The organism is Kocuria himachalensis, from assembly GCF_054784195.1.
This window is the reverse complement of the sequence record NZ_BAAGPL010000015.1, coordinates 69065-86265: the sequence shown is the minus strand read 5'-3', so window position 1 is coordinate 86265 and position 17201 is coordinate 69065. Positions and strand designations below refer to the sequence as shown.

Here is a 17201-nt window from a genome sequence, read left to right as displayed (position 1 = left end):
TCCCGGGCCGGGCACGGACCGGACAGCCCCGGCCCGCCGGAGGCACGGGTCCGGGGCGACCGCTGGGGGATACTGGGGCCATGACGCCCCCCGCCTCCCCTCCACGCGCCCGCCCGACGCCCGAGCTGAGCGCGCTGGCCGCCGCCGGTCCCCGCAGGATCAGCGTCCTCGGCTCGACGGGCTCGATCGGCACCCAGGCGCTCGACGTCGTGCGGGCCGCCCGCGAGCTCGAGGGCGCGGCCCCGTTCACCGTGGTCGCCCTCGCCGCCGGAGCACGCCACCTCGAGCTGCTCGCCGACCAGGCCGTCGAGACCCGCGCCGCGGTCGTGGCGACCAGCGGCACCGGTCAGGACGCCGCCCGGCTGGCACGGCTGATCGCGGAGCGGGCCGCGCCCGCCGGGGCGGCGGGCTACCGCCCGGACATCGAGCACGGGCCCGGCGCGGCGTCCGCGGCCGCCGCACATCCCGGCGCGGACCTCGTGCTCAACGGCATCACCGGCTCCATCGGGCTCGCGCCCACGCTGGCGGCGCTGCGGGCCGGGCACAAGCTCGCGCTGGCGAACAAGGAGTCGCTGATCGCCGGCGGCGCCCTCGTGAAGGCCGCCGCCGCGGCCACCGGGGACCCGGACGCCCTGATCCCCGTGGACTCCGAGCACTCGGCACTCGCGCAGGCGCTGCGCGGCGGCACCGCCGGAGAGGTCGACCGGCTCGTGCTGACGGCCTCCGGCGGACCGTTCCGCGGCCGGTCCCGCGCGGAGCTGGAATCGGTCACGCCGCAGGACGCGCTGCGCCACCCGACCTGGGACATGGGCCTGATGGTGACGACGAACTCGGCGTCCATGGTGAACAAGGCCCTCGAGGTGCTCGAGGCCCACCTGCTCTTCGACGTCCCCCTCGAGCGCATCGACGTGGTGGTGCACCCCCAGTCGGTCGTGCACTCCATGGTCCAGTTCGTGGACGGCTCCACCCTCGCCCAGGCCTCGCCCCCGGACATGCGCCTGCCCATCGCCCTCGGCCTGGCCTGGCCCCACCGGGTGCCCGGCGCCGCCCGGCCGTGCGACTGGACGCGCGCCGCGGAGTGGACCTTCGAGCCCCTCGACCCGGTGGCGTTCCCGGCCGTCGAGCTCATCAAGGCGGCGGGGGAGCGGGGCGGGACCTTCCCCGCCGTGTTCAACGCGGCCAACGAGGAGGCGGTGCACGCCTTCCACGACGGCCGGATCCGGTTCACCGCCATCGTGGACACGGTCGAGGCGGTGCTGGGCGAGCACGACGACGGCGGCCCGCTGGAGCTCGAGGCCGTGATGGCGGCCGAGCGCTGGGCCCGCCGGCGGGCCCGCGAGGTGATCGCCGGCTGACGGAGCGGGCCGCGGTCCGTGCTACGATTCCCGGCGGATGACGAGTCCCAGCGCGAAGCTCTGGCTAGCTGGGCGGCAACCCTCTCCCGTAGTGGGGTGCCCCAGGTGACCATCCGGCCACGGCGCGACGACGCAGCCGGCGGCAAGTACGGTTCGACCGCTCCGCGCCCACCGGCGCGACGACGCCCGCAACCGTGGACGCCGCCGGACCCTCGGGCCCTGGCGCCGACATCCGACTTCCTGGACCCATGGAAAGGCTCGACATGCGATCGCAGCGCCTCACCCTCCTCGCACTGGCCACCACCCTCAGCCTGACCCTCTCCGCCTGCGGAGGATCCGACCAGGCCGCCGCACCCTACGACGACGGCGTGATCAAGATCGGCACCGACGGCCGCACCCAGGTCCACGAGGCCTTCCTCGAGGAGGCGGAGGCGGCGGGGATCGAGGTCGAGCTGGTGGAGTTCACCGACTACAACCAGCCGAACGCCGCCCTCACCAGCGGTGACCTGGACATGAACTGGTTCCAGCACGGTGCGTTCCTGGCCGACTACCGGAACAACTCGGGCGAGGACATCGTCCCCATCGGTTCCACCTCGATCTACCCCCTGGGCCTCTACTCGGAGCGCTACGAGTCCCTGCAGCAGATCAAGGAGGGCGACGAGATCGCCGTCCCCAACGACGCGATCAACCTGGCCCGCGCCCTGCTCCTGCTCAAGTCCGCCGGTCTCGTCGAGTTCACCTCCGACACCACGGCGCCGTCCGAGCTGGACGTCGACGCCGAGAAGTCGAAGGTGAAGGTCACCCCGGTCTCGGCCGAGCAGACCGTCCTGTCCCTGAGCTCCACCGCCGGCGCGGTGGTGAACAACACCTTCCTGGCCCGGGCGGACATCGACCCCAACACGGCGCTCTTCTCGGACGGCGAGGACAACGAGAACGCCCTGCCCTACGTGAACTTCTTCGCGGCCACCGGCGCGAACAAGGACGACGAGACCCTCCACCAGGTCGCCGACCTGTTCCACACGGACGCCGTGCTGGCGGCCGAGCAGGCGGAGACCAAGAACACCGCGGTGTCGAAGGACGTTCCGCAGGACGAGCTGATCCAGGTCGTCGACCAGTACGCCGAGGACCTCCAGAAGTGACCGCGCCGCTCGGACCGGAGCGGGTCCCGCCCGGGGCGGGCGACGTCGTCGTCCGCTTCGAGGACGTCACCAAGTCCTTCGTGACCGGGCCCGCCCGGGCCCGCCGCGAGGTCGTGGCCGTGGACGGCGTCTCGCTGGAGATCCGGCGCGGCGAGATCTTCGGTGTCATCGGCTACTCCGGCGCCGGCAAGTCCACCCTCGTGCGCCTGATCAACGGCCTCGAACCCGTCACCTCGGGGTCCCTGACCGTGGAGGGCTTCGAGGTGGCCGGTCGGCGCGAGACCGAGCTGGCGCCCGTCCGGCAGGAGATCGGCATGATCTTCCAGCAGTTCAACCTCTTCACGTCCCGCACCGTCGCCGGCAACGTCGAGTACCCGCTCAAGCGGGCCGGCTGGCCGAAGGAGAAGCGCCGGGCCCGGGTGGCGGAGCTGCTCGAGTTCGTGGGCCTGTCCGCGCGCGCCGGCAACTACCCGGAGCAGCTCTCGGGCGGGCAGAAGCAGCGCGTGGGCATCGCCCGGGCACTGGCGACCAGCCCGAAGCTGCTCCTGGCCGACGAGTCCACGAGCGCCCTGGACCCGGAGACCACCCAGGAGGTGCTGCAGGTGCTGCAGCGGGTCAACCGGGAGCTGGGCATCACGATCGTAATCATCACCCACGAGATGGACGTGGTCCGGGCGATCGCCGACCGCGTGGCCGTGATGCAGGACGGGAAGGTCGTGGAGCACGGCTCCACCGTGGACATCTTCGCCCGGCCCCGCACCGAGACCGCCCGCCGCTTCGTCTCCTCCGTCCTGCACTCGGTGCCCGACGCCCGTGAGGTGGAACGGCTCCGCCGCGCCCACCGCGGGCGCCTGGTGATCGTGGACGTCGGCGACGGCGTGGACATCGGCGGGGTGCTCTCCGACGGCGCCGCCCGCGGCGTCCGCTTCACCATCGCCTACGGGGGGATCAGCGTGCTGCAGGAGCAGTCATTCGGTTCCCTGACCTTCGAGCTGATCGGGGAGGACACGGCCGTGCAGTCCGTGGTCGACGCGATGTCCCGCATCACGACCCTGAGAGAGGTGGCCGCGTGAACGACTGGTCCGTCCTGGGACCCGAGCTGCTGTCCGCGCTCGGGGAGACCCTCTACATGGTGGCCGTCACGCTGCTGCTCGCCGGTCTTCTCGGGCTGCTCGTGGGCGTGGGCCTCTACGTCACCCGCCGGGGCAACATCCTGGAGCACCGGGCGGTCCACGAGGTGCTCAACGTCGTGGTGAACTTCGTCCGGCCGATCCCGTTCATCATCCTGCTGGCCGCGCTCGGACCGGTCACCGAGGACGTCGTGGGGACCCGTCTGGGGCCCAACGCGGCGATCTTCGCGATGACCATCGGCGCGATGTTCGCGGTGGCGCGCATCGTCGAGCAGAACCTCATGAGCGTGGACCCCGGCGTCGTCGAGGCGGCCCGCTCGATGGGGGTCTCCCGGGCCAGGATCATCACCACGGTGATCCTGCCCGAGGCGCTGGGCCCCCTGGTGCTCGGCTACACCTTCCTCGTCATCGGCATCACGGACATGTCCGCGATGGCCGGGGCCATCGGCGCCGGCGGCCTGGGCGACTTCGCCCTGCGCCTGGGCTACCAGCGGTTCAACGACGAGGTCACGTGGGCGGCGGTCGCCGTCATCGTGGTCCTGGTGCAGCTCGTGCAGGTGGTGGGCAACCGGCTGGCCCGCCGGATCCTGCGCCGCTGAGGCGCTCCACCCGGCGCCCTCCGACGGCCGGTCACCTCCTCCGGGAGGTGGCCGGCCGTCGTCGTGGCCCGGTGCGCCTGCCACGCACCGTCCAGGATGGTGGTGCAGACTGGTCCTCGCCGTGCCGAGCGCACGGCCCCGCCCCCGGCGCCCGCCGGGGGCCTCGACGATCCCGGGAGGTCCGACGGATGGGCGTCGTGCTGTTCCTCGTGGGCGTGCTGCTGGCCGCCGTCGCCATCGCGGTCTCCATCGCCCTCCACGAGATCGGCCACCTGGTGCCGGCCAAGCTCTTCGGCGTGCGCGTCACGCAGTACATGGTGGGCTTCGGGCGCACCGTGTTCTCCCGCCGGCGGGGCGAGACGGAGTACGGGCTCAAGGCGGTCCCGCTGGGCGGCTACATCTCGATGGTGGGGATGTACCCGCCGCCGCGTGCGGGCACGACCGCCCGCGCCTCGAGCACCGGCGTGTTCCAGCAGCTGGCGGCCGAGGCCCGCGGGGCCGCCGCCGACCAGCTCGCCCCCGGCGACGAGGACCGCGTGTTCTACCGGCTGCCCGTGTGGAAGCGGGTCGTGATCATGCTCGGCGGCCCGGTGATGAACCTCCTGCTCGGCGCCCTGTGCCTCGCCGTCCTGCTCTCCGGCTTCGGGACGGCGACGCCCACTACGACCGTCGCCTGGGTCTCCGAGTGCGTGGTGGCCGCCGAGCGCCAGGCCGCCGGGCAGACCGAGTGCCGGCCGGAGGACCCCCAGGCCCCCGCGAACGCCGCCGGGCTGCGCCCCGGGGACGTCGTCACGGCCGTCGACGGCGCCCCGGTCGCCTCCTGGGACGAGCTCACCGGCCGGATCCGGGAACGGGCCGGGGAGCGGATCCCGGTGGTGGTCGAGCGGGACGGGCAGACCGTGTCCACGTCGCTCACCCCCATCCTGTCGTCGCGCCCCGTGCTGGACGCCTCCGGCGCCGCCGTGACCGACGAGGACGGCGCCCCCCGCTACGAGGAGGTCGGGTTCATCGGCATCAGCCCCACGACCGAGCCCGTCCGGCAGCCGCTGACCGCGGTGCCCGGGGCGGTGCTCGACGGGCTGCAGCAGATCGCCGGGGTGGTGCTGCACCTGCCGCAGCGGGTCTACGAGGTCGGGGAGGCGGCGTTCTCCGACGCGCCGCGGGACCCCGACGGGCCGATCTCCGTGGTCGGGGTCGGCCGGATCTCGGGGGAGATCGCCGCGCACGAGGAGATCGCGCTGCGGGACAAGGCCGCCTCCCTCGTCGGCCTGGTCGGCTCCGTCAACCTGGCCCTGTTCGTCTTCAACCTGCTCCCGCTGCTGCCGCTCGACGGCGGGCACGTGGCCGGGGCGCTGTGGGAGGCGCTGCGGCGGGGGAGCGCCCGGCTGCTGGGCCACCGCGACCCCGGCCCGTTCGACCCCGCCCGGCTGCTGCCGGTGACCTATGCGGTGGCCGTGCTGATGATCGGGATGTCCGTGCTGCTGATCTACGCGGACATCGTCAAGCCGGTCCGGCTGTTCTGAGTCCGCCCCCGGCGGCCCGGACCCGGGGCCGCCGGGCGTTCGGCGAGGGAGGAATCACCCTCCGCCGCCCGGGGTCCGCCCCGGAGCATGGGGCACAATGGGAACCGGCGACGGGCCCGGCGAGCGGGTCCCGGCGCCACCGCTCCAGCTCCTGCCCTCGATTCCTCGGAGGAACTCCTTGACCCCGGTCAGCCTCGGCATGCCCGCCGCCCCCCCGCCCGTCCTCACCCCGCGCCGGAAGACCCGGCAGATCCGGGTCGGGTCCGTGGGCGTCGGCTCCGACTCGCCGGTGAGCGTGCAGTCCATGACGACCACCCCCACCACGGACATCAACGCGACCCTGCAGCAGATCGCCGAGCTCAACGCCACCGGCTGCGACATCGTCCGGGTGGCGTGCCCGTCCCAGGACGACGCCGACGCCCTGCCGATCATCGCCATGAAGTCTCCGATCCCGGTGATCGCCGACATCCACTTCCAGCCGAAGTACGTCTACGCCGCCATCGAGGCCGGGTGCGCGGCCGTGCGCGTGAACCCGGGCAACATCCGCAAGTTCGACGACCAGGTCGGCCAGATCGCCCGCGAGGCCAAGGCCGCCGGGGTGTCCATCCGGATCGGCGTGAACGCCGGCTCCCTCGACCAGCGGATCATGGACAAGTACGGCAAGGCCACGCCCGAGGCGCTCGTGGAGTCCGCCGTGTGGGAGGCGTCCCTGTTCGAGGAGCACGACTTCCACGACTTCAAGATCTCCGTCAAGCACAACGACCCGGTCACCATGGTCCGGGCCTACCAGCTGCTCGCCGAGCGCGGCGACTGGCCCCTGCACCTCGGCGTGACCGAGGCGGGCCCCGCCTTCCAGGGCACCATCAAGTCCGCCACGGCCTTCGGCGCCCTGCTGTCCCAGGGCATCGGGGACACCATCCGGGTCTCCCTCTCGGCGCCGCCGGTCGAGGAGGTCAAGGTCGGCAACCAGATCCTGCAGTCCCTGGGCCTGCGCCCGCGCAAGCTCGAGATCGTCTCCTGCCCCTCGTGCGGCCGCGCCCAGGTGGACGTCTACACGCTCGCCGACGAGGTGACGGCGGGTCTGGAGGGCCTCACCGTCCCGCTGCGGGTGGCCGTGATGGGCTGCGTCGTCAACGGCCCGGGCGAGGCCCGCGAGGCCGACCTCGGCGTGGCCTCCGGCAACGGCAAGGGCCAGATCTTCGTCAAGGGCGAGGTCGTGAAGACCGTCCCCGAGGACCTCATCGTGGAGACCCTGATCGAGGAGGCCAACCGCATCGCCGCCGAGATGGAGACGGACGAGAACGGGGAGACCACGGCGGGCAGCCCCGTCGTGAGCGTCAGCTGACGGGCCGGTGACGAGCGGGTGAGGACGCAGCGGAGGACGGCGCCGCGGCTGGTGCCGGCGGGGGAGGTCGATCCGGCCCAGCTGGACCGGCTGCTCGAGGCCGACCCGGTCGCCCACGCGTTCGTGGCCGCCCACGTCGAGTCCTACCGCGGCAGCAAGGGCTCGCGGATCCCGCCCGTGGTCGGCACGGCCGGGCCGGACGGGGAGCTGACCGGCGCCTGCTGGGTGGGCACGAACGTGGTGCCCGTGTCCCTGGACGCCCCGGGCCTGGACCTCGTCGGCGGGCACCTGCGCCGGGGCGGGTCCCGGCACGCCTCGCTGTTCGGGCCCGCCGAGCTGGTGCTCGGGCTGTGGTCCCGGGTGGAGCGCTCCTGGCCCCGCCCCTTCGACCTGCGGCCCGTCCAGCCCCTGCTGGCCATCGACCGGGACCCGGCGCTCGCCCCGCACCCCGGCGTCCGCGTCGCGCGTCCCGAGGACCTGCCCGCCGTGCTCCCGGCGAGCGCCGCGATGTTCGAGGAGGAGGTGGGCTACTCCCCGTACACGGGCGGTGACCGCGGGTACCGGGACAGGGTCTCCGCGCTCGTCGCGGCGGGGCGCTGCCTCGTCCTCACCGACGACGGGGGCCGGGTGGTGTTCAAGGCCGACCTCGGCTCGGTGGCCCGCGGAGTGGCGCAGGTGCAGGGCGTGTGGGTCGACCCGGCGCACCGCGGCCGGGGGCTGGCGGCGCCCTGCATGGCCGCCGCCGTGCGCCTCGCCCGCCGGCGCACACCGGTGGTCAGCCTCTACGTCAACGACTACAACGTCCGGGCCCTTGCCACCTACCGTCGGGTCGGCTTCGAGCGGGTCGGGACCTTCGCCACCGTGCTGCTCTGAGGCCCCCGCGCACGCCGATCCTGGCGCGGCTGCCCGGGCCGGGGGTGTAGATTTGACCGGAATCAGCGGCGCCGTCGGCGCCGCCCACCCTCACGACGCCCGGGCCCGGCCGCACCACGCCGCGCTCCCCGGGAGAAACGGAGCCCTCGTGGCGCTGCGACTCTCCTCCCTGTTCCTGCGGACCCTGCGCGAAGACCCTGTCGACGCCGAGGTGGACAGCCACAAGCTGCTCGTCCGTGCCGGCTACATCCGCCGCGCCGCCCCGGGCATCTACACCTGGCTGCCGATGGGCCTGCGGGTGCTCGGGAAGGTCGAGCAGGTGGTGCGCGAGGAGATGGGCGCGATCGGGGCCCAGGAGGTGCACTTCCCGGCGCTGCTGCCGCGCGAGCCCTACGAGGTCACCCACCGCTGGACGGAGTACGGCGAGAACCTCTTCCGCCTGAAGGACCGCAAGGACGCCGACTACCTCCTCGCGCCCACGCACGAGGAGATGTTCACGCTGCTCGTCAAGGACCTGTACTCGTCCTACAAGGACCTCCCCGTCACCCTGTACCAGATCCAGGCGAAGTACCGGGACGAGGCCCGTCCCCGCGCCGGCCTCCTGCGCGGGCGCGAGTTCGTCATGAAGGACTCCTACTCCTTCGACGTCGACGACGCCGGTCTCGACGAGTCCTACGCCAGGCACCGCGAGGCCTACGTCCGGATCTTCGAGCGCCTCGGCCTGCCCGTGGTCGCCGTCTCGGCCCAGTCCGGGGCCATGGGCGGCTCCCGCTCCGAGGAGTTCCTGCACCCCACGGTCATCGGCGAGGACACGTTCGTGCGCTCGCCGGGGGGCTACGCGGCCAACGTCGAGGCGGTGACCACCGTGGTCCCCGAGGAGTCCGACCCCGCCGGGGCCCCCGAGGCACGGGTGCTCGAGACCCCGGACAGCCCCACCATCGACACGCTCGTGCAGCGCTCGAACGAGATGCACCCGCGGACCGAAGGGCCCTGGACCGCCGCCGACACCCTCAAAAACGTGGTGCTCGCGGTCATCCTGCCCGACGGCGCGCGACGGCTCGTGGCGGTCGGCCTGCCCGGCGACCGCGCCGTGGACCTCAAACGGATCGAGGCCGGCATCGGCGCCGCCCTGGACGTCCCCGGCGAGGTGCTGGTGGAACAGGCCGGCGACGAGGACCTGCGGGCCTACCCCCTGCTGGTCAAGGGCTACATCGGTCCCGGCCTGTCCCTCGACCAGGCCGTGCTCGGCGAGAAGTCCTCGACCGGCATCCCCTTCTTCGTGGACCCGCGCGTGGTCCGCGGCACCCGCTGGGTCACCGGGGCGAACGTGGCCAGCCAGCACGTCTACGACCTCACGGCCGGGCGCGACTTCGCGTGGGACGGCGTCCTCGAGTGCGCCGACGTCCGGGCGGGCGACCCCGCGCCGGACGGCTCCGGACCGCTCGAGGCGGCCCGCGGCATCGAGATGGGCCACATCTTCCAGCTGGGCCGCAAGTACGCGGAGGCGCTGGGGCTGAAGGTCCTGGACCGCAACGGCAAGCTCGTCACCGTGACCATGGGCTCCTACGGGATCGGCGTCACCCGGGCGGTCGCCGCCCTGGCCGAGGCCTACCACGACGACAAGGGCCTGCTCTGGCCCCGCCAGGTCGCCCCCGCGGACGTCCACGTGGTCGCCACCGGCAAGGGCCCCGAGGTGCTGGAGGAGGCCGAGAAGGTCGTGGCCGAGCTCGAGGCGGAGGGGCTCGAGGTGCTCTTCGACGACCGGCCCAAGGTCTCCCCGGGCGTGAAGTTCGGCGACGCCGAGCTGCTCGGCGTGCCCACCGTGCTGGTGGTCGGCCGCGGCCTCAAGGACGGCGTCCTCGAGCTCAAGGACCGCGCGAGCGGCAGCAGCGAGGACGTGGCCCGGGACGGCGTCGCCGCGGTGGTCGCCGCAGCCGTGCGCGGCTGAGCGCGTGCAGGGGCTCGGCGCCTGGCTCGGGTCCTCGGGCCTGGAGCAGATGGACCCCGGCGTCGTCGCCCTGCTGGTGGCCGCCGGGCTCGCCGCGGGCTTCGTCGACGCCGTGGTCGGCGGCGGTGGTCTGCTGCAGCTGCCCGTGGTGCTGATGGTGCCGGGGATCAGCCCCGTCCAGGCGCTGGCCACCAACAAGATGGGCTCCGTGTTCGGCACCGCGACGAGCGCCCTGACGTTCTACCGGCGCACGTCCCCCGACCTGCGCACGGCCCTGCCCATGGCCGGTGTCGCGCTGGTCGGCAGCTTCGGCGGGGCCGCGCTCGCCGCGTCCCTGCCCGAGGCGGTGTTCCGCCCGATCATCCTCGCCGCGCTGGTGGCCGTGCTCCTGTTCACGGTCGCCCGCCCGACCGTCGGGCAGCTCACCGAGCTGCGCCACAGCGGGGCGCGGCACTACGGCACCGCGATGGTGATCGGCACCGTCATCGGCTTCTACGACGGCGTGATGGGCCCGGGCACCGGCTCGTTCCTCGTCATCGCCATGATCACCCTCCTGGGCTACAGCTTCCTGGCCGCGAGCGCCAAGGCGAAGATCGTCAACCTCGCCACCAACGTGGGCGCGCTCGTCTTCTTCTTCGGCCACGGGTCGGTGCTGTGGGGCCTGGGACTCGTCCTGGGGCTGTCCAACATGCTGGGCGGCTACCTCGGGGCGCGCACCGCCGTGGCCCGCGGCAGCCGCTTCATCCGGGTCGTGTTCCTCACCGTCGTCTCGCTGCTCATCCTCAAGCTCGGCCTCGACGTCCTCCGGGGAGCCTGAGCCGGCCCGCCGGTCCGGGGTCACCGCGGCGGGTCGTCGCGGACCACGCCGGGCAGGGCGCCGACCTCCCCGGTGAGCCCGGCGCGCAGCCCGGTCGCGCGCTCCAGCGCCACGAGCGCCCAGCACCGCGCGCCGGGCTCCCCGCGGCCCAGGACGTGCGCGGCGGCGTCCTGCACGTCCCGGGCCGCCGTGTCCGCGACCCGGCCGGGGTGCGCCCGCACGTCGTCGGCCAGGACGTAGGCACCTGCCGGCAGCCCCGGGTCCGCCGCGAGCACCCTTCCGGCGACAGGGGCCTGCAGGAGCTCCTCGACGTCTCCCCGCGCCCGGGCCGCCAGCTCCGCGGGCACGGCACCGGCCGGGGCGGCAGCCGGAGGAGCACCCCCGTCCGGGGCCGTCCCGGCGCGGGCGGCCAGCGCCTCGAAGGCGTAGCCGGCCCGGTCCAGCGCCGACCACAGGACGGCGCCGGGGGCGGTCGTCCCGCCGGGGGCCGGGTCCCCGCCGACGTCGCACAGATCGTCGCCGGCCGGTGCCGGGGACCCGTCCAGCTGCCGGGCCGCGGTGACCCGCGAGACCGCCGCCGCGGCGAGCACCCGGGCCAGGGCGGGGTCCTCGGCGGCCAGGGCGTCACCGGCCAGGACCGTCGCCGTCGTCCGCAGCGCGGTGGGCGCCGCGGCGACCGAGCCCCCGCCGCCCACGGCGTCCGTGCCGCCGGCGGGGGAGGGGCGCTGCGCGCGGGCGGCGGCGCTCGTGCGGTCGTCGGGCGCGGGTCCGAGGGCCTCGAGCTGCCGGGCCAGGTCCGCGCGCACGTCCTCCCACGGGGCGGCGGGCACCGGGTCCGGGGAGGGGGCCTCGAGCAGCGCCTCGGTGCGCAGCCACGCGTCGGCGCGCACGACCTCGTCCGGGGGCACCGGACGGGCGGAGTCCAGCCACCACGCCCCGGCGGTGCCGATCGCGAGCAGGACCCCCAGCAGCAGCGGGAGCACCCTGTGGGCGGGGGCGCGGGGATCGGTCACCGGGAGGCTCCTGGGGGACGGGGCGGGGGACGGCGGAGGGCCGCGTCCATCATAGGATTTCCAGGACCGACCCCGCCGTCCCGACAGCACGAGGAGACCCCGTGAGCGAGCACAGCACCCCCGGACCCGACGACCACCGGCTGGCCGAGCTGATCGGGCCCGCGGTGGAGGAGGCGGGGCTCGTCCTGGAGGACGTCGCCCTGAAGCCCGCCGGCACCGGGCTCGTGCTGCAGGTGCTCGTGGACCTCCCGGAGGACAGCACCGACAGCGTGGACATCGACCGGATCGCCGCGGTCTCCCGCGCCGTGTCCGAGCTCCTCGACCGCACGGACCCCGTGCCGGGCTCCGCCTACGAGCTGGAGGTGTCCTCCCCGGGAGCCACGCGGGAGCTCGTGGCGCCCCGGCACTGGCGCCGCTCGATCGGCCGGCTGGTGCGCGTCACCCCGGTCGAGGGCGAGAAGTTCACGGCCCGCCTGCTCGAGGTGGAGCCGGACGGCGTGCTCCTGCAGCGCAGCCACCAAGTGAAGAAGGGCATGGCGCCCCGGCTGCTCGACCCGGAGCGCTGGGCCTTCGACGCCGTGCGCCGGGCGAAGGTGGAGGTCGAGTTCACGGACTGACGGGCCCGCCCGTCCCCGGCACGAGTGTAAGATGTGCCGTTGACGCCGCGGCGCCCACCGGCGCCGCGGTCCGCAGTGCGACGACAACCGAGTGCGACGACGAGTGTGTGAGCACGACCCGTGGCGGCGCTCCGTCATCCCCGACGGCGCGCTGCGCCGTCCCCGGGGTCGTCAGGTGAGGAAGGCCGGACATGGACATCGATATGAGCACCCTCCGACTGCTGGAGCGTGAGCGCGACATCCCCGTGGACCTGCTCATCCCCACCATCGAGCAGGCCCTCCTGCTCGCGTACCACAAGACCGCCGGCGCGCTCCCGGGGGCGCGCGCCGAGATCGAGCGCCGGACCGGCCACGTCACCATCTGGGCCCCCGAGCTGGACGAGGACGGCGAGGCGGTCGGGGAGTTCGACGACACCCCGGCCGGGTTCGGGCGGATCGCCGCCTCCACGGCCCGCCAGGTCATCCTCCAGCGGCTGCGCGACGTCGAGGACGACGCCGTCCTGGGCCACTTCAAGGGCCGCGAGGGCGAGATCGTCTCCGGGCAGATCCAGCAGGGGCACAACCCCCACATGGTCCAGGTCGACCTCGGCACCGTGGAGGGCGTGCTGCCCCCGCACGAGCAGTCCCCCGGCGAGAAGTACCCGCACGGCGCCCGCATCCGTGCGTTCGTCGTCGAGGTCAAGCGCGGCATGAAGGGCCCGTCCATCACGCTGTCCCGCTCCCACCCCGACCTGGTGCGCCGCCTGTTCGAGATGGAGGTGCCGGAGATCGCCGACGGCTCCGTGGAGATCATGGCGATCGCCCGCGAGGCCGGTCACCGGACGAAGATCGCCGTGCGCGCCACCCAGTCCGGGATCAACGCCAAGGGCGCCTGCATCGGCGAGATGGGCTCCCGCGTGCGCGCCGTGATGAACGAGCTGCACGACGAGAAGATCGACATCGTCGACTGGTCGGACGACCCCGCCCGCTGCATCGCCAACGCCCTGTCCCCGGCCAAGGTGTCCCGGGTGACCGTGCTCGATGAGCGGGCCCGCTCGTCCCGCGCCGTCGTCCCCGACACCCAGCTGTCCCTGGCCATCGGCAAGGAGGGCCAGAACGCGCGCCTGGCCGCGAAGCTCACCGGCTGGAAGATCGACATCGTCGCCGAGTCGAAGGCCGCCGAGCGCCGCTGAGCCACGCCGCCCCGGGACCGGCGCCCCCGCCCCGGGGCGGCCTCCGGATCCCGTGCGCCCCCCGGTTTCGGCCCAGGGCGGTCCCCGGGATAGACTGGACAGCGGTCAGACCGTTGGTGGTCCCTGTCCGGCGCCGGTTCCCGGCCTGCACGGGACGTCCCCGACGTCCCGGCGCGAGACGAGGAGTACTGAGCGAGTGAGTGCAGACTCCCGTCGCACGTGCATCGGATGCCGGACCACCGAACACCCTGACCAGCTCGTACGTGTGGTGACCGAACCGACCGACAGCGGCCTCCGGGCCGTGGTCGACCGGAACGGGCGCCTCGGCGGTCGCGGAGCCTGGCTCCACCCCTCCCACGAGTGCCTGGACTCGGCCCTGCGCCGGCGCGCCTTCCGGCGCGCGTTCCGGGCAGCCGTGGACACGGAGGCGGTCGTCCCCGAGCTGGACGCCCTGCTGTCCACGGAGGGCAGCCCGGCGACCGGGCGCACGAGTGCCGACCACAGCCGTCCCCGGACGGCAGCCCGCACGGTCCGACCGGACCGGTGACCACGTCCGCACGCGGGTGAAGAACTGGAAAGCGAGTCAGAGAACCGATGGAAAACCGATGAGTGCCCAGCGATGAGTGCTTCGTTGTGCTCTGCCAACGGCCTCCCGCGACCCCGCGCCGTCCTCGACGGCCGATGCTCCGGGAGCCTCAACGGAAAATAAGTGGTTCGTACCTGTTTCGGTGCGGACCGAGACAGGAGAGAAGTGGCCAAGCCCCGCGTTCACGAGCTCGCGAAAGAGCTCGGAATAACGTCCAAGGAAGCGATTTCCACGCTTCAGACCCTGGGTGAGTTCGTCCGAGGCGCGTCCTCGACCGTCGAGCCGCCCGTCGCCAAGAAGCTGCGCTCCGCCCTCGCCGGCCGGGCGGAGAAGCCCGCCCCGGCTGCCCCGGCACCCGCCGCCAGGCCCGCGTCGAAGCCCAGCACGTCGCCCCGGCCCGGCACCACCGCGTCCGCCCCGGGCCCGGCGGCCGCCAGGCCCGCCGAGAAGGCGCCGGAGCGGGAGCCCGAGAAGCCCGCCGAGCAGAGGCCTGCCGCGAAGGCGCCCGAGCAGCGGTCCACCGAGCAGCCCTCGACTCCCGAGCGGTCCGCGCCGCAGCGCCCGGCGTCCCCGGGCGCCAAGGCACCCGCCCCGGGCCCGCGCCCGGGCAACAACCCCTTCGCCAGCCAGCAGGGCATGGGCCGCGGCGGGGCGCCCCGTCCGGGCTCCGCCGCGCCGCGCCCCGGTGGCACCGCGCCCCGTCCGGGCTCGGCCGCGCCGCGACCGGGTGCTCCCCGCCCGGCCGGACCGCGTCCGGGCAACAACCCGTTCGCCGCCCAGCAGGGCATGCGCTCGGGCCGTCCCGAGCGCCAGGGCGGACCCCGTCCCCAGGGCCAGGGCCAGGGCGGTCCCCGCCCGCAGGGCCAGGCTCCGGGCGGTCCCCGTCCCCAGGGCCAGGGCGGTCCGCGTCCTCAGGGCGGTCCCCGTCCCGGTGGGGCACGCCCCAGCCCGAACATGATGCCCGGTCACACCACCGGTGTCGCCCCGATCGGCTCCCGGCCGGCCGGCGGCGGCGCAGGTCCGCGCCGCGGCGCTCCCGGTGCCGGCGGCGGCGGGTTCTCCCGTCCCGGCGGCGGCCCCGGCCGCGGTGGCCGCGGCGGCACCCAGGGCGCCTTCGGGCGCGGCGGTGCCCGCGGCAAGCAGCGCAAGTCGAAGCGGGCGAAGCGCCAGGAGCTCGAGCAGATGAAGGCCCCGTCCGTCGGCGGCGTCGCCGTTCCCCACGGCGACGGCACCACGGTGGTGCGCCTGCGCCGCGGCGCGTCCCTGACGGACTTCGCCGAGAAGATCAACGCGAACCCGGCCTCCCTCGTCACGGTGCTCATCCACCTCGGCGAGATGGCCACGCAGACGCAGTCCCTCGACGAGGAGACCTTCCAGCTGCTGGGCGCCGAGCTCGGGTACCGGATCCAGGTCGTCTCGCCGGAGGACGAGGAGCGCGAGCTCTTCGAGTCCTTCGACATCGACCTGGACGCCGAGGCCGCGGCCGAGGGCGAGGACGTCCTGGAGGCGCGTCCGCCGGTCGTCACCGTCATGGGCCACGTCGACCACGGCAAGACCCGCCTGCTCGACGCGATCCGCAACACCAAGGTGATCGAGGGGGAGGCCGGCGGCATCACCCAGCACATCGGCGCCTACCAGATCGAGACCGAGGTCGACGGCCAGGAGCGGCAGATCACGTTCATCGACACCCCGGGCCACGAGGCGTTCACCGCCATGCGTGCCCGCGGTGCCCAGGTGACGGACATCGCCGTGCTCGTGGTCGCCGCGGACGACGGCGTCATGCCGCAGACGGTCGAGGCGCTCAACCACGCCCAGGCCGCCGGCGTGCCGATCGTGGTGGCGGTCAACAAGATCGACAAGCCCGAGGCGAACCCGGAGAAGATCCGCGGCCAGCTCACCGAGTACGGCCTGGTCCCCGAGGAGTACGGCGGCGACACCATGTTCGTCGACGTCTCCGCGCGCCAGAACCTCAACATCGACGACCTGCTGGACGCGATCGTGCTGACCGCGGACGGCGCGCTCGAGCTGTCGGCGAACCCGAACAAGGGCGCCCGCGGCGTGGCGATCGAGGCGAACCTGGACAAGGGACGCGGTGCGGTCTCGACCGTGCTCGTGCAGTCCGGCACGCTGCACGTCGGCGACGCGATCGTCGCCGGAGCCGCGTACGGCCGCGTGCGCGCCATGTTCGACGAGAACGGGCAGTCCGTCGAGGAGGCGGGTCCCTCGCGGCCCGTGCAGGTGCTGGGTCTCGACTCCGTGCCCCGGGCGGGCGACACGTTCCTCTCCACCCCGGAGGAGCGCACCGCGCGCCAGATCGCCGAGAAGCGCCAGGCGGCGGACCGCAACGCCCTGCTCGCCAAGCGCCGCAAGCGGATCACGCTCGAGTCCTTCGACGAGGCCGTGGCCGCCGGCAAGATCGACACGCTCAACCTCATCATCAAGGGCGACGTGTCCGGTGCCGTGGAGGCGCTCGAGGACTCGCTGCTCAAGATCGACGTGGGCGAGGAGGTCCAGCTGCGGGTCATCCACCGCGGCGTCGGCGCCATCACCCAGAACGACGTCAACCTGGCGACCGTGGACAACGCGATCATCATCGGCTTCAACGTCCGTCCCGCCGAGCGCGTGACCGACCTGGCCGACCGCGAGGGCGTCGAGATGAAGTTCTACTCGGTGATCTACAACGCCATCGACGACGTCGAGAGCGCGCTCAAGGGCATGCTCAAGCCGGAGTACGAGGAGGTGGCGCTCGGCACCGCCGAGATCCGCGAGGTGTACCGCTCCTCCAAGTGGGGCAACATCGCCGGTGCCTACATCACCAAGGGCACCATCCGCCGCAACTCCAAGGCCCGGCTCGTCCGGGACGGCAGCGTCGTGGCGGACAACCTCACGGTCGACTCGCTGCGCCGGTTCAAGGACGACGCGACCGAGGTCCGCGAGGGCTACGAGTGCGGTATCGGGCTCGGCTCCTTCAACGACATCCACGAGGGCGACCTCATCGAGACGTGGGAGATGCGCGAGAAGCCGCGCGCCTGACCCGTCCCAAGTCCCGTGCCCCGAGCACGGGACACCCGCGGCGGCACGGGC

At 73.7% G+C, this 17201-nt stretch carries 14 protein-coding genes and 1 riboswitch; of the genes, 13 read left to right on the top strand and 1 reads right to left on the bottom strand.

The features are described from left to right. Nucleotides 1–80 precede the first annotated feature (80 nt). The 9 genes from dxr to ACYVM4_RS09615 all read left to right on the top strand — a co-directional run bounded on the left by dxr (nt 81) and on the right by ACYVM4_RS09615 (nt 10729). Nucleotides 81–1355, top strand: a complete 1275-nt coding sequence (gene dxr / locus ACYVM4_RS09655) for a 1-deoxy-D-xylulose-5-phosphate reductoisomerase (protein ID WP_460668381.1) — start codon at nt 81–83, stop codon at nt 1353–1355. A 36-nt stretch (nt 1356–1391) separates the two neighbouring features. Beyond that, nucleotides 1392–1510: riboswitch (SAM riboswitch) on the top strand. A 108-nt stretch (nt 1511–1618) separates the two neighbouring features. Beyond that, entirely contained in the window at nt 1619–2494 is an 876-nt protein-coding gene (locus ACYVM4_RS09650; protein ID WP_460668380.1) for a MetQ/NlpA family ABC transporter substrate-binding protein, read from the top strand. Next, nucleotides 2491–3567, top strand: coding sequence for a methionine ABC transporter ATP-binding protein (locus ACYVM4_RS09645; protein WP_368820674.1), 1077 nt, complete (start codon nt 2491–2493; stop codon nt 3565–3567). The genes ACYVM4_RS09650 and ACYVM4_RS09645 overlap by 4 nt, the downstream gene beginning before the upstream one ends. A gap of 56 nt (nt 3568–3623) precedes the next feature. Continuing rightward, complete coding sequence (locus ACYVM4_RS09640) at nt 3624–4223, top strand: methionine ABC transporter permease (protein ID WP_438612807.1); 600 nt, start codon at nt 3624–3626, stop codon at nt 4221–4223. 188 nt (nt 4224–4411) lie between these two features. Further along, a complete protein-coding gene (locus ACYVM4_RS09635; RefSeq protein ID WP_460668379.1) occupies nt 4412–5746 on the top strand; it encodes a M50 family metallopeptidase in 1335 nt (444 codons plus the stop codon). Nucleotides 5747–5924: 178 nt separating this feature from the next. Next, nucleotides 5925–7091: a flavodoxin-dependent (E)-4-hydroxy-3-methylbut-2-enyl-diphosphate synthase gene (ispG, locus tag ACYVM4_RS09630; protein WP_460668378.1), complete on the top strand. Its 1167-nt coding sequence runs from the start codon at nt 5925–5927 to the stop codon at nt 7089–7091. Between the two features lie 18 nt (nt 7092–7109). Next, nucleotides 7110–7964 (top strand): GNAT family N-acetyltransferase, encoded by an 855-nt coding sequence (locus ACYVM4_RS09625; protein WP_460668377.1) that lies wholly within the window; start codon nt 7110–7112, stop codon nt 7962–7964. Between the two features lie 148 nt (nt 7965–8112). Next, a complete protein-coding gene (locus tag ACYVM4_RS09620; protein WP_460668376.1) occupies nt 8113–9912 on the top strand; it encodes a proline--tRNA ligase in 1800 nt (599 codons plus the stop codon). A gap of 49 nt (nt 9913–9961) precedes the next feature. Next, on the top strand, nt 9962–10729 hold the full coding sequence (locus ACYVM4_RS09615; RefSeq protein WP_368820784.1) for a TSUP family transporter: 768 nt from the start codon (nt 9962–9964) through the stop codon (nt 10727–10729). Nucleotides 10730–10749: 20 nt separating this feature from the next. Here ACYVM4_RS09615 and ACYVM4_RS09610 read toward each other — a convergent pair whose 3' ends face one another. Then, complete coding sequence (locus ACYVM4_RS09610; RefSeq protein ID WP_460668375.1) at nt 10750–11742, bottom strand: hypothetical protein; 993 nt, start codon at nt 11740–11742, stop codon at nt 10750–10752. Between the two features lie 101 nt (nt 11743–11843). Here ACYVM4_RS09610 and ACYVM4_RS09605 point away from each other — a divergent pair, with 101 nt between their 5' ends. From ACYVM4_RS09605 to infB, 4 genes are all read left to right on the top strand, one after another. Further along, nucleotides 11844–12359, top strand: coding sequence for a ribosome maturation factor RimP (locus ACYVM4_RS09605; RefSeq protein WP_460668374.1), 516 nt, complete (start codon nt 11844–11846; stop codon nt 12357–12359). A 191-nt stretch (nt 12360–12550) separates the two neighbouring features. After that, complete coding sequence (gene nusA / locus ACYVM4_RS09600) at nt 12551–13531, top strand: transcription termination factor NusA (RefSeq protein WP_368832035.1); 981 nt, start codon at nt 12551–12553, stop codon at nt 13529–13531. Between the two features lie 52 nt (nt 13532–13583). Next, nucleotides 13584–14078 carry a YlxR family protein gene (locus ACYVM4_RS09595; protein WP_368820665.1) on the top strand — a complete coding sequence of 165 codons (495 nt, stop codon included), beginning with the start codon at nt 13584–13586 and terminating at the stop codon, nt 14076–14078. Between the two features lie 204 nt (nt 14079–14282). Then, nucleotides 14283–17150, top strand: a complete 2868-nt coding sequence (gene infB / locus ACYVM4_RS09590; RefSeq protein WP_460668373.1) for a translation initiation factor IF-2 — start codon at nt 14283–14285, stop codon at nt 17148–17150. Nucleotides 17151–17201: the final 51 nt, after the last annotated feature.